This window comes from Streptomyces sp. Tue6028, assembly GCF_002300165.1.
In the GTDB taxonomy this organism is placed as follows: domain Bacteria; phylum Actinomycetota; class Actinomycetes; order Streptomycetales; family Streptomycetaceae; genus Streptomyces; species Streptomyces siamensis.
In genome coordinates this window covers 35,055-47,182 of record NZ_MLCE01000026.1, presented here as the reverse complement: position 1 = coordinate 47,182, position 12,128 = coordinate 35,055, and the positions used below count along the sequence as shown (strand labels likewise).

Sequence of the window (12,128 nt, the reverse complement as noted above, 5' to 3'; positions counted from 1 at the left end):
TCCCTCAGACCTCGTACGGCTGGACGACGATGAAATTGCCGGGCGCGCCGCGGAACTGGAGGTTCACGCTCTCGCCGGTGTCTCCGGGGTACGCGTTCCGGCGCATCCGCACCTGGCTGGAGACGACCACCTGGGAGGCCGCGGACCATGCGACGACAGCGTTGCAGTCGGCGAACGTCGTCGGTGTCACGGGCAGCACCACGGGGGCGCCGTGCGTCTTCACGACGATCGTGCCGGTCCCCTGGAACTGCATCGTGAACAGCGCGCCACCGGGGATGCCGTGCCCCTCGATGCGGCGTACCTCGTACTGGAGGGCTTCGTCGAAGGCGAGGACGTTCTCCGCGGAGACGCAGATCGCGTCGCCCTGGAGCTCGATGGGGTGCAGCATCGTGGAGTTCTCGGCGAGGAACACCTGGCCCTGGCCGGTACAGCGCATCAGCTGCATCTCCTGGCCGGTCGCGTTGCCCACGATCCGGCCGGCGAACCCGGCGCCCTTGTAGCTGAAGTCGACCTTGCCCTGGTAGAGCACCATGCTGCCCTGGCGGGCGAGCACGGGCTGGCCGCCGACACCGAGGTCGACCCGGACGAGCTTCTTGTTCTGCTGCGTCCATCGCTGGCCGGTGGGCGTCTCCTTGAAGGCGCCGAGTGCCGCCGCCACACCGGCACCGCCCTGCGGGGCGCCCTGGGGCGCACCGTACGGGGAGGGGGCCCCGGGCTGGCCCGGGTACTGGCCGGGCACCTGGCCGTACTGCGGCTGCTGGCCGTAGCCGGGGGGCGCGGGCGGGGCCTGCTGGCCGTAACCGGGAGGCGCGGAGGGCGGCTGCTGCCCGTAGCCGGGAGGCATCGGGGCCGTCTGGCCGGGGGGCTGCTGGCCGTAGCCCGGGGGCGGGCCGGGCTGCCCCGGCGGCTGCGCGTACGGCGCGGGGCCGGGCGGGTGCACGGTGCCGCCCGGCGGGGGGTTCAGGGGCGCGATGATGGTCGGCGCGGCGTGCACCGGAGGCGCGCTGGGCGTCGGTGCGGGGGGCGGCGTGGCTCCCGGCGGCGGAGCGAAGCCCGCGGCGGGCTGCGGCGCGGGGGCCGGAGCCGGGGCGGGAGCGGCCGGGGCGCCGAACGCGGGAGGCGCGGTGGCCTGGGCCGGCGGGGCGAAGGACGGAGCGGCCCCGCTCTGCGGCTGCGGCGCGGCGGGCTCCTCCTCGGCGACCTCGCCGCCGAAGTTCTTCAGCAGCGCGTCGAGGCCGCCGTCGAAGCCCTGGCCCACCGCGGCGAAACGCCAGACGTCCTTCAGGTAGAAGTCGCCCAGCATCACGGCACGCTCCGTGGAGAACTCCGCGCCGCTGAACGAGTACCGGGCCACCTCCTCGCCACCCGCGACGATTCGGAGGTATCCGGGGGCGATCTGCGACATCTGCCCGGAGCCGTCGATGGTCGCCGTGAAGGACAGCTTCTGGATCTGCGCCGGGATCCTGTCGAGGGTGACGCGGAAGGACTCGGTGTCGCCCGACTGGGCGCCCAGAAGCTGGATGGACTCCTCGGGGGACTTCGGCTGGTTGAAGAAGACGAAGTACCGGTCGTCCGAGAGCCGTTCGTCGGCGTCCAGACCGAAGCAACTGATGTCGAAGGTCAGTCCGGGGCCGGCGATCTGCACACCTACGTACAGATCGGTGCCCGCGGTGAGGTCACTGATCCTGGCCTTGTGGCCGCGTTGGAATTCCCTGGCCATGCGTAACGACCGTCCCCCATCCCGAATGCGAGTGCGTCGCGTCAGGCTAACGGCAAACTCCGGGAGTGGACGAAGCCGGTACAGACCCGGTACACAATCGCCCCTTGGGACGTGGGTGAACCGCCCCTACTCCTCGCGCGCGGCCGGCGAATGGGGCAGCCGGTCGGCGGCGACCACACCTTCGAGGTATCCGCGGGCACGCTCGGTGCGCGGATATGCCTCCAGGAGCCGCCAGAAGCGCGGCCCGTGTCCGGGTACGAGCAGATGGGCGAGCTCGTGGAGGAGAACGTAGTCGACGACGTACTCGGGCATGCCCTGGAGCCGGTGCGACAGGCGGATGCTGCCCTCGGACGGGGTGCACGAGCCCCAGCGCGTGTTCTGATTGGTGACCCAGCGCACCGACTTGGGACGGGCCCGGCCGTCGAAGTACTGCTCCGACAGGCGCTCGGCACGCTCGGCGAGCTCGGTGTCCCCGAGGAGCCGTTTGCTCTCCTGGGCGGCCAGCTTGTCGAGCATGACGGTCACCCAGCGTTGTTCCTCCGCCTCGGACATGCGGGCGGGGATGAGCACGACGGTGCGATCGCCCTCGCGGTACGCGGAGACCGTTCTGCGCCGTCGCGTGCTCCTTCGGACCTCGATCGCGCTCGCCACCGAGCCGCTCGGCGGCGGGCTCGTCGTGCTGCGCTGTGGTTTTCCGGCGCGGTGCAGTGGGTCGGCGGGCACGCCACGACGTTACCCGCTGCACATGGGGGAAGTCCCGCCCCCGGGACGGTTCGATGCTGATCCGCACCCCGAGCGCTTGATTTGTACGACTGACCCCGCCGCCTGTGGACAACTTTCGGCACGGTTCGTCACGGACGGGCATGCTGGCACTCGGTCGGCGGCGTGGGAGGCACACCGCCGGCGGCACACGAGGACGCTCTACGGGCTACGGGGGTAGGTCATGCATCCGATCGTGAAGCCCGCGCTGCGGCGCGGCTGGCGGGATCTCGACACCGTGCAGTTCGGGATGGCACCGGCGCACGCGATGGTGCTCGGCCCGATGGACACGGCGACGGCCGGCTTCCTCGATCTGCTGGACGGGACACGCGGTCTGCCGCTGCTGCATGAGCAGGGACGCGGCATGGGGCTGCCCGAGGACCGTGTGGACGAGCTGGTGGACCGGCTGGCCCGGTCCGGTCTGCTGGACGACGCGACCGGCGGCGGCCCGGCCGCGGACGCCCTGCGCGAGAAGAGGGACGTCCTGGACCGGCTGCGGCCGGACCTCGCTTCCCTGTCCCTCGTCTCACCGGATCCGGGCGACGCCATCAGGCGCCTCGCCACCCGTCGTTCCCTGCGGGTGCAGGTGCGCGGGGCCGGACGCGTGGGTGTGGTCCTCGCCTCCCTTCTCGCGGGCGCGGGCGTGGGCGAGGTCGAGGTGCGCGACGTCGGGTGCGTCGAGCCGTGGGACGTGGCGCCCGGCGGGCTGCCCGCCGACTCCGTCGGCGAGCGCCGCGAGGACGCCGCCCGCCGCGCCACGCGCCGAGCCGCACCCGACCGCCCGCCCCGGATGTCCGCCGAGCGGAAACAGAAGGAGAGGGAGAGAGCGAGGGCCACGGAGTCGGAGCGGGTCCCCGCGCTGGCCCTGGTCGTCCTCGCTCCCCGGGACGGCGTCGCCGTCCACGCACCCGATCCCGTCGCGGCGGAACCGCTGATCGCCTCCGGAACACCCCACCTTTATGCGGGTGTCGTCGAGGGCACCGGGGTCGTCGGCCCCTTGGTGCTCCCCGGTGAGACGGCGTGCGCCGGCTGTCTCGACCAGGGGCGAGCAGACCGGGATCCGACCTGGCCCCGTATGGTCGCGCAGTGGCGCTCGGGGCAGTCGCACCGGGTACCCGCCTGCGATCTCGCCCTGGCGGCCGGTGTCGCCGGACTGGCCGCGGGGCATGTACTCACCTTCCTGGACGGGGAGTTGCCCTCCAGCGCGGGGGCGCGCTGGGAGGCGTCGATTCCCGGATTCGACTGGCACGCGAGGCCGGTCCGGGGGCATGCTGCATGCCCCTGCGGCGCCGGGACGAAAGCCGAGGGGGAGCGCCCCTCGGAGGATGCCGGGCCGCACGAGACAATGGCGGGGCAACAGCCGTACGCGGCACGGCCGTCTGGGACTTGGAGGGCGCATGTCTGATCTTCCCCGGAAGGCGGTCACCCGTACCGCCAAACTCGCCGCGCTACCGCTCGGCTTCGCCGGGCGGGCGACCTGGGGCCTCGGGAAACGGATCGGCGGGAAGTCGGCGGAGATCGTGGGCCGCGAGCTCCAGCAGCGCACGGCGGAGCAGTTGTTCCGTGTGCTCGGCGAGCTGAAGGGCGGCGCGATGAAATTCGGGCAGGCGCTGTCCGTCTTCGAGTCGGCGCTCCCCGAGGAGGTCGCCGGGCCCTATCGCGCGGCACTGACCAAACTCCAGGAGGCGGCGCCTCCCATGCCGACCCGCACCGTCCACTCCGTGCTCGAGGAGCGGCTCGGCGAGGACTGGTCCGAGTTGTTCCTGGAGTTCGAGGACAAGCCGTCCGCGGCGGCCTCGATCGGCCAGGTGCACCGGGCCGTGTGGCACGACGGGCGCGAGGTCGCGGTCAAGGTCCAGTACCCCGGAGCGGGCGAGGCCCTCCTGTCCGATCTGACACAACTGAGCCGATTTGCCCGGCTTCTGGGTCCGCTGATCCCCGGCATGGACATCAAGCCGCTCATCTCGGAGCTGCGCGACCGGGTCTCCGAGGAGCTCGACTACGCCCTGGAGGCGCAGGCCCAGACGGCTCACGCGGAGGAGTTCGCGGACGACCCGGACGTCGTCGTGCCGGCCGTGGTCCACCAGTGCGACCAGATCCTGGTGACCGAATGGATCGACGGAACCCCCCTGTCGGAGGTGATCGCCGACGGCAGTCAGGAGCAGCGGGACCGCGCCGGACAGTTGCTGGCGCGCTTCCTCTTCTCGGGGCCTGCGCGCACCGGACTGCTGCATGCCGATCCGCACCCGGGGAATTTCCGTCTCCTCCCGGACGAGGAGAGCGGCTGGCGGCTGGGCGTGCTGGACTTCGGCACGGTGGACCGGCTCCCCGGCGGGCTGCCCCTGCCCATCGGCCACTCCCTGCGCATGACCCTGGACGGCGAGGCCGAGTCGGTCTACGGACTGCTCTGCGAGGAAGGCTTCGTCAAGGAGTCCATAGAGCTCGACCCCGACGCGGTCCTGGACTATCTGCTGCCGATCATCGAGCCGGCCCAGGCGGACGAGTTCACCTTCACCCGAGGCTGGATGCGCAGTCAGGCCGCCCGCATCGCCGACCCGCGCTCCCCCGCCTACCAGCTGGGCAAGCAGCTCAACCTGCCCCCGTCCTACCTGCTGATACACCGGGTGACGCTCAGCACCATCGGTGTCCTGTGCCAGTTGGGTGCGACGGTCCGTCTGCGCGACGAACTGGAGGAGTGGCTGCCGGGGTTCCTGACGGACGAGGAGATCGCGGAGGACCTGGCCGAGGACCTGGTGGACGAGGAGGTGTCGGCGGCGGAGGCGTGAGCCCGCGAAACCCCTGCCGAACGGCGAGGCGTCGGCGAGCGGGACGTGAGTCCCGCCGCTACCACCAGGCCGAGTCGAGCCGGCCCTCGATGGCCCTGAGGTTGCTGCGGGCGCAGTTGTCGCAGAAGTAATGGCGGGCGCCGTTCTCCACGGAACAGGTCCATGTCGGCTGGGGACCGTCGGCCGGGGTCCCACAGCATGCGCACACGATGCGCTCGTCCTCGCCGCCGTCGGACCGCGGTGCGGAGTCGGTGCTGTCACTGTCCCCGGGAAGACTCGTCACTCGGCGACGATATCCCCGCGACCGGTGCACGGCCCGGCACAACGCACCGCGGGGGCCGGTCCCTTCGGACCGACCCCCGCGAGGAGTTGCTGACTGCGACTGCTTCGGCTTACTGCATGACCGCCATGGCCAGCGCGCGCCGGGCTCGCATCGAAGCGCGCTCGGCCCGACGCTGCATCCGGCGGGCAGTCGCCAGGCGCACGGCCCGGCGTTCCTGCTCGGCCTCGTGCAGTCGCTCGTGCATATGCGCACGAGCCAAGGCTTCTGGGATGAGTTGCATCTCTCGGGTCCTGTTCTGACGCGAGTCGTTCGCGCCGGTGGTGGTGAAGTCTGGGATGGCGGAGCCGGCGGGCTCGCTGGTGGACGGCTTCATCGGGGCCTGCTTCTTGGGGTCGTGCGTCAGGGGGCGATCAATGGTTCCGCGGATGTTCATGCCGCGACCGGGTTCTTGCGCGGGCGGCCACGCGGCCGCTTGCGGGCCACGACGACACCCTGGACGAAGAGCTCGCCACCCCAGACGCCCCAGGGCTCACGCCGCTCCTTGGCGCCGGCGAGGCAGGCCTCCATCAGCGGGCAGGTGCGGCAGAGGGACTTGGCGTACTCGACGTCGGCCGGCGACTCGGCGAAGAAGACCTCCGGGTCGTAGGAGCGGCACGGGACGGGTACGCCGAGGTTCTCGATGGCGTCGTCGAGCGCGGTGAGCGCGGTGAGCGGGATCAAGGTGGAGTCCTCCGTGAGGCCGGGCGGGGGGATCGTTTCGGAAGGCGGTACGGACGGGGCGTGCGCTTCGAGTTGCACGGTTCGTCTTCCTCGTCTGGTCGTGCCGGCCTGTTGGCCGGTTGGCGGCTGGTACCGGGTTCTTTTCTTGTCCCGAGGCCCCTTCGCTCTGCCGTCCCTGGTCGGGGACAAACAGAAGGGCCGCGGATCCCGGGTGGGGTTCCGCGGCCCTGAAGGCGCCGGCCTGATCGAGGATCAGGCTGGATCACTCCAGGGTTCAGGCCCACGGAAGGCCCACATCGTGTGGTGCTGCGTCGTCTGCTTCAGGGCTCCGGCACCGGCCGCCGCAAAGGCATAGGCCTGCGCCTCTGCCACTACTGCCGCTTCCAGTGCCTGGGTCGGTCGCTCATTGCGCTCACGGACGGGAAGGCCCGCGAGAGACAGGGAGGACGCCGGCCGGGCGGCACGGATGCCGGACAGACCGGTGCCCAGGTTCGAGACGCCGAGCATGCACGTGGAGACGACCGAGCGATCGGTCATTTTGACGGTGCTGATGGAGCTGGCGTTGATGCTGATCACTGGAATCGCCTCCTCTCGGCGTCTTGGGGGACCAGGGTGAGCCGGTCCGACGGTTATTAAGTACAGCACGGAAGCGGGGCCTTGGAGAAGGCCGCCGTTTCCGTGCTTAGAACCTATGGGGATTGCTGGGGCATGCGCAAACTATTTTTTCGACGAGTTTGCATCAGTCACCCTCGTCTTCCCCCTCAGGGTCCTGACCTGCGCAGATGGTCAGAACATCGGCTCCGAAGCGGTTGAGCTTGCGTACTCCGACGCCGGGGATCCGGGCGAGCTCTCGCTCGTCCTCGGGCACGGTCTCGGCGATCGCCATGAGCGTCTTGTCGGTGAAGACGCAGAACGCGGGCTGTCCGCTGCGCTCCGCCTGCACCGCACGCCACTCGCGCAACCGCTCGTAGAGACCCTCGTCCATGTCGGAGGGGCAGTCCTCGCAGCGCATCAGCTTCATCTCACCGGCGTCGGTGAGGGTGCGGCCGCAGACCCGGCAGCGAGCCGGGGTCCGGCCGGTGCGCCGCACGGCCGGACCGCCACTGCTCCCGACACCCCGCTCGATGCCCCCCGCACCGCCGAACCCGGTGCGGCCCGCGGTTCTGACGGAGCCGGGGCGCAGGCCGTCCAGAAATCGGCTGGGGCGCCGGCCGGGGCGTCCGCCGGGCGAGCGGGACAACGCCCAGGAGACGAAGAGATGCTCCCTGGCGCGGGTGACACCCACATAGAGGAGGCGGCGCTCCTCCTCGATCTGCTCGTCGGTCTTTGCGTAGGTGATCGGCATCATGCCCTCGGCCACGCCGACCAGGAAGACGACGTCCCACTCCAGCCCCTTGGCGGAGTGGAGGGAGGCGAGGGTGACACCCTGCACGGTCGGAGCGTGCTGCGCGCTCGCCCGCTCGTCGAGCTCGGCGACGAGGTCACCGAGCGTGGCGGCGGGCTTGGCCGCGGCGAAGTCCTGCGCGAGGTTCACCAGGGCGGCGAGCGACTCCCAGCGCTCCCTGACCGCGCCCGAACCGGCGGGCGGCAGGCTGGTCCAGCCCTCGCCCGACAACACGGCACGGACCTGCGAGGGCAGGTCGACGGTGTCGTCGAGCAGTGAGTCGTTGCCGCCGAACCGGGCCGCGGCGCGCAGCGCGGCACCCGCTTTTCGCACCTCGGGACGGTCGAAGAACCGCTCGGCACCACGCAGCTGATAGGGCACACCGGCGTCGGCGAGGGCCTGTTCGTAGATCTCCGACTGGGAGTTCGTACGGAAGAGGATCGCGATCTCGCCCGCGGGGACGCCCGAGGCGACGAGGTCGCGGATGCGGCGCGCGGCTCCTTCGGCCTCGGCGGGCTCGTCCGTGTACTCCGCGTACACGGGCTCGGGGCCGGGGGAACGCTGCGAGATCAGTTCGAGGCGGTGTTCGGCGGCCCGGCCACGGGCCTGGGCGAGCAGGCCGTTGGCCAGATGGACGACCTCGGGCGAGGAGCGGTAGTCGCGGACGAGCTTGACGACGGTGGCCGAGGGGTGGCGGGTGCGGAAGTCGAGGAGATGGTCAGGAGTTGCACCGGTGAACGAATAGATCGTCTGGCTGGCGTCACCCACCACACAGAGGCTGTCGCGCTCGCCGAGCCACAGTTCGAGCAGGCGCTGCTGGAGCGGGCTGACGTCCTGGTACTCGTCGACCACGAAGTGCTGGTACTGGGAGCGAACCTGCTCGGCGATGTCGTGCCGGTCCTGAAGGATGGCGACCGTCAGCAGCAGGACGTCCTCGAAGTCGATGACCGCGCGGTCCCGCTTGAGGTCCTCGTACGCCGCGTAGATCTGGGCGATCTCGGCCGGGTCGCGGGGGGCCTCGCGTCCGGCCTTGGCGGCGGCGGCCGCGTAGTCGGCGGGGATGGTCTGGGTGACCTTGGACCATTCGATCTCGCCGGTGACGTCCCGCAGCTCACCCCGGTCGAGGCGGATGCGGCAGGCGGCCGCCGCGTCCGCGACGAGCTGGATCTTGCGGTCGACGAGCCGGGGCAGGCCGCCGCCGACCGCCTTGGGCCAGAAGTACTGGAGCTGGCGCAGGGCGGCGGAGTGGAAGGTGCGGGCCTGGACTCCCCCGGCGCCGAGCTGGCGCAGCCGGCCGCGCATCTCGCCGGCGGCGCGGTTGGTGAAGGTGACGGCCAGCACGCTGGAAGGGTGGAGTATCCCCGCCCGGACCCCGTAGGCGATGCGGTGGGTGATCGCCCGGGTCTTGCCGGTGCCCGCCCCCGCCAGCACGCACACCGGACCGTGCAGCGCGGTGGCGACCTCGCGCTGCTCCGGGTCGAGCCCGTCGAGCACCGCGTCGGCCGTGTCCGGAACCTGCGGGAAGAGGGTGGAGTGCGTTGCTGCTGTCACCCCGCCATGCTGCCAGGTCGCCGGAGGCGCACGAGCCGGTTGTCCACAGGGAGGCGCCCGCAGTCGTACTAATGCGACAGGCGTCACGCTCCTGATCCGACGGGAGGGCCGGATCAGGAGCGACGTATCGCATACCCCCGGTGGGAATGCCGGGCAGGTCACTTGCGTTCCACTGGCAGCTACGACGCACCCCCGAGCCGTGAAGGAGCGCAAAAGACATGCAGGGCACTGTGACGATGTACAGCACCACGTGGTGCGGTTACTGCCGTCGGCTGAAGAGCCAGATGGACCGCGAGGGCATCGCGTACACGGAGATCAACATCGAGCAGGACCCGCAGTCCGCGGCGTTCGTGGAGAAGGCGAACGGCGGAAACCAGACGGTTCCCACCGTTCTCTTCCCGGACGGTTCGACGCTCACGAACCCTTCGCTGGCGCAGGTCAAGCAGAAGATCGGCGTCTGAGCCGGATCAAGCGACCGCCCGCGTGGGCAGGGGCTTGCCGTACCAGAGCTCGATGAGGCGGGCCGCGATCGAGATTCCGTAGGGAGGCAGCACCTCCCCGGACTCGAAAGCGGCCCGCAGCTCGTCCCGGGAGAACCAGCGGGCTTCGTGGATCTCCTCGCCGTCGACGTCGATCTCCGACGAGGTGGCACGGGCCATGAAGCCGAGCATGAGGCTGGAGGGGAAGGGCCAGGGCTGGCTGGCGACGTACTCCACCTCGCCGACCGTGACGCCCACCTCCTCGAAGACCTCGCGGCGCACGGAATGCTCGATGGACTCACCGGGCTCCACGAAGCCGGCGAGCGTGGAGAAGCGTCCTTCGGGCCAGTGCACCTGGCGGCCGAGCAGGATGCGGTCGGCGTCGTCCGTCACCGCCATGATCACGGCCGGGTCGGTGCGGGGGTAGTGCTCGGCCCCGCAGGCGGGACAGCGGCGGATGTGACCGGCGGCGGCGATGACCGTGCGTTCGCCGCAGCGCGAGCAGAACCGGTGCAGTCGCTGCCAGTTCTCCAGGGCGACCGCGTGCACCATGAGGCCCGAGTCGCGCGGCGAGAGCAGGAGTCCGGCCTCGCGCAGGCCCGCCGGGCGCGCGGACTGGTCGATGCGGCCCGGCAGCGTGTCCTTCTGCAGTGCGAAGTAGCTCACACCGTCGTCGTCCGTGCCGAGGAAGTAACGGTGCGCCTCGGTGAGCGGCGCTTCGAAGGCGGGCGTCATCACCAGTTCGGTGGTGCCGTCCGCGGTCTCGTCGATGAGTACCTGACCGCCCGAGACCACGAAGACACGGGTCGTGGGGTGGCTCCAGGCCGCCGCGAGCCAGGCCTCGTCGAGCCGGTGGTGGGCGGCGCGGTCGATGCCGCTCGGGGCGGTGAGCGAGATGGGACGGTCGGCGGTGCTGTCGGTCCAGGTGGTCACGGGTGCTTCCAACTCCCCCGGTGTAACGGTTGTTTCGGCGGGCGGTTCAGCAGGACGGGTGTGCGGGACGCCCTCCAGGGCGCGGATCGGCTCCTTCAGTGTGCCTCGCGCCAGTTCTCGGCCAGATCGCCCCACAGGTGGGCTGCCGTCTCGACGCCCTTCATGAGGAGATCGAGTTCGACCTTCTCGTTCGGGGCGTGCCAGCCGTCGGACGGGACGGAGATCCCGAGGAAGAGCACGGGGGCCCCGAGGACTTCCTGAAGGTCGGCCGCGGGCCCGGAGCCTCCCTCCCGGGTGAAGCGGATCGGCTGCTCGAAGGCGCGGCCCATGGCACGTGCGACGGACTGGAGCGCCGGGTGGTCCAGGGGCGTGAGGCACGGGCGGGTGGCCGCGCCGAAGGTGATCTCGTACCGGATGCCGGCGGGCAGCTGCTCGGCGGCCCAGGCGCGTACCGCCTTCTCGATGTGGTCCGGGTCCTGCCCCGCGACCAGCCGGAAGGAGAGCTTGACGATGGCCGAGGACGGGATGATCGTCTTGCTGCCGGGGCCCTGGTAGCCACCGCCGATGCCGTTGACCTCGGCGGTCGGACGGGCCCAGATGCGCTCCAGGGTGGTGTGGCCGGCCTCGCCGTGGGTGGCCGTCGACCTGGCCGTGCGCAGCCACGTCTCCTCGTCGAAGGGCAGCTCGGCGAAGAGCTCGCGCTCGCGGTCGGTGAGTGCGGTGATGCCGTCGTAGAAGCCGGGCACGGCCACGCGCGCGTGCTCGTCGTGCAGGGCGGCGACGAGGCGGGCGGCGGCGGTCGCGGGGTTGGGCACGGCGCCGCCGAAGGAGCCGGAGTGGATGTCCTGGTCGGGGCCGTGCAGCTCGATCTCGCACTCCGCGAGACCGCGCATGCCGGTGCACACCGTGGGGGTGTCCTCGGACCACATGCCTGTGTCGGAGACGATCACCGCGTCGGCGGCGAGGCGATCCGCGTGCGCCTCGACGAGGTCACGGAAGTGCGGGGAGCCGGACTCCTCCTCGCCCTCGATCAGGAGCTTGAGGTGGACGGCCGGGGTGGTGCGCCCGGTGGCGGCGAGGTGGGCGCGGACACCGAGTGTGTGGAAGAACACTTGGCCCTTGTCGTCGGCGGCCCCGCGCGCGTGCAGGCGGTTGCCCCGGATCACCGGCTCGAAGGGCTCGCTGTCCCAGCCGTCCTCGCGGGCGGCGGGCTGCACGTCGTGGTGCCCGTAGACGAGGACGGTGGGTGCCTCGGGGTCGTCGGAGGGCCACTCGGCGAAGACGGCCGGGGCACCGGCGGTCGGCCAGACCTCCGCGGTGGTGAAACCGGTCTCCCAGAGCTTGGCGGCAAGCCAGTCGGCGCTGCGTGCCACGTCCGCGGCATGGTCGGGCTGGGCCGACACGGAGGGGATGCGCAGCCATTCCGCGAGGTCGTCGAGGAAGGCGGCTCGGTGGGTCTGGATGTACGCACGGACGGTGCTGACGGCGTTGTCAACGGGCTTGCTCATGCTCA

The 12,128-nt window shown here is 71.1% G+C and carries 12 protein-coding genes; 3 read left to right on the top strand and 9 right to left on the bottom strand.

Annotated features, from left to right (window positions below; all coding sequences use genetic code 11):
• Positions 1 to 4: 4 nt before the first annotated feature.
• Both BKI49_RS24900 and BKI49_RS24895 read right to left on the bottom strand, forming a co-directional pair.
• Positions 5 to 1,720, bottom strand: coding sequence for a TerD family protein (locus BKI49_RS24900; protein WP_095936516.1), 1,716 nt, complete (start codon positions 1,718 to 1,720; stop codon positions 5 to 7).
• A gap of 126 nt (positions 1,721 to 1,846) precedes the next feature.
• Positions 1,847 to 2,443 carry a M48 metallopeptidase family protein gene (locus tag BKI49_RS24895; protein WP_095936515.1) on the bottom strand — a complete coding sequence of 199 codons (597 nt, stop codon included), beginning with the start codon at positions 2,441 to 2,443 and terminating at the stop codon, positions 1,847 to 1,849.
• Positions 2,444 to 2,663: 220 nt separating this feature from the next.
• Between BKI49_RS24895 and BKI49_RS24890 the strand changes: the two genes are divergently transcribed.
• Together BKI49_RS24890 and BKI49_RS24885 are read left to right on the top strand one after the other, a co-directional pair.
• Entirely contained in the window at positions 2,664 to 3,884 is a 1,221-nt protein-coding gene (locus tag BKI49_RS24890) for a ThiF family adenylyltransferase (protein WP_095936514.1), read from the top strand.
• Positions 3,877 to 5,265, top strand: a complete 1,389-nt coding sequence (locus tag BKI49_RS24885) for an ABC1 kinase family protein (RefSeq protein WP_095936513.1) — start codon at positions 3,877 to 3,879, stop codon at positions 5,263 to 5,265. Before BKI49_RS24890 ends, BKI49_RS24885 begins: the two co-directional genes overlap by 8 nt.
• A 58-nt stretch (positions 5,266 to 5,323) precedes the next feature.
• On the opposite strand, the gene BKI49_RS24880 is transcribed toward BKI49_RS24885, so the two are convergent.
• The 5 genes from BKI49_RS24880 to BKI49_RS24860 all read right to left on the bottom strand — a co-directional run bounded on the left by BKI49_RS24880 (position 5,324) and on the right by BKI49_RS24860 (position 9,290).
• On the bottom strand, positions 5,324 to 5,548 hold the full coding sequence (locus tag BKI49_RS24880) for a hypothetical protein (protein WP_095936512.1): 225 nt from the start codon (positions 5,546 to 5,548) through the stop codon (positions 5,324 to 5,326).
• A gap of 109 nt (positions 5,549 to 5,657) precedes the next feature.
• Entirely contained in the window at positions 5,658 to 5,981 is a 324-nt protein-coding gene (locus BKI49_RS24875; protein ID WP_095936511.1) for a hypothetical protein, read from the bottom strand.
• Positions 5,978 to 6,346 carry a WhiB family transcriptional regulator gene (locus tag BKI49_RS24870; RefSeq protein ID WP_028802016.1) on the bottom strand — a complete coding sequence of 123 codons (369 nt, stop codon included), beginning with the start codon at positions 6,344 to 6,346 and terminating at the stop codon, positions 5,978 to 5,980. The genes BKI49_RS24875 and BKI49_RS24870 overlap by 4 nt, the downstream gene beginning before the upstream one ends.
• Positions 6,347 to 6,520: 174 nt before the next feature.
• The gene (locus tag BKI49_RS24865) at positions 6,521 to 6,844 is read right to left on the bottom strand and encodes a hypothetical protein (RefSeq protein WP_095936510.1); all 324 of its coding nucleotides are present in this window, start codon (positions 6,842 to 6,844) and stop codon (positions 6,521 to 6,523) included.
• Between the two features lie 163 nt (positions 6,845 to 7,007).
• Positions 7,008 to 9,290 carry an ATP-dependent DNA helicase UvrD2 gene (locus tag BKI49_RS24860; RefSeq protein ID WP_373557586.1) on the bottom strand — a complete coding sequence of 761 codons (2,283 nt, stop codon included), beginning with the start codon at positions 9,288 to 9,290 and terminating at the stop codon, positions 7,008 to 7,010.
• 131 nt (positions 9,291 to 9,421) lie between these two features.
• Between BKI49_RS24860 and BKI49_RS24855 the strand changes: the two genes are divergently transcribed.
• Positions 9,422 to 9,664, top strand: coding sequence for a mycoredoxin (locus BKI49_RS24855; RefSeq protein ID WP_095936509.1), 243 nt, complete (start codon positions 9,422 to 9,424; stop codon positions 9,662 to 9,664).
• Positions 9,665 to 9,670: 6 nt separating this feature from the next.
• Here the strand turns inward: BKI49_RS24855 and nudC are convergent, their stop codons facing one another.
• Positions 9,671 to 10,627 carry an NAD(+) diphosphatase gene (nudC, locus tag BKI49_RS24850; RefSeq protein WP_095936508.1) on the bottom strand — a complete coding sequence of 319 codons (957 nt, stop codon included), beginning with the start codon at positions 10,625 to 10,627 and terminating at the stop codon, positions 9,671 to 9,673.
• Positions 10,628 to 10,710: 83 nt separating this feature from the next.
• On the bottom strand, positions 10,711 to 12,123 hold the full coding sequence (locus tag BKI49_RS24845) for a dipeptidase (RefSeq protein WP_095936743.1): 1,413 nt from the start codon (positions 12,121 to 12,123) through the stop codon (positions 10,711 to 10,713).
• Positions 12,124 to 12,128 lie beyond the last annotated feature (5 nt).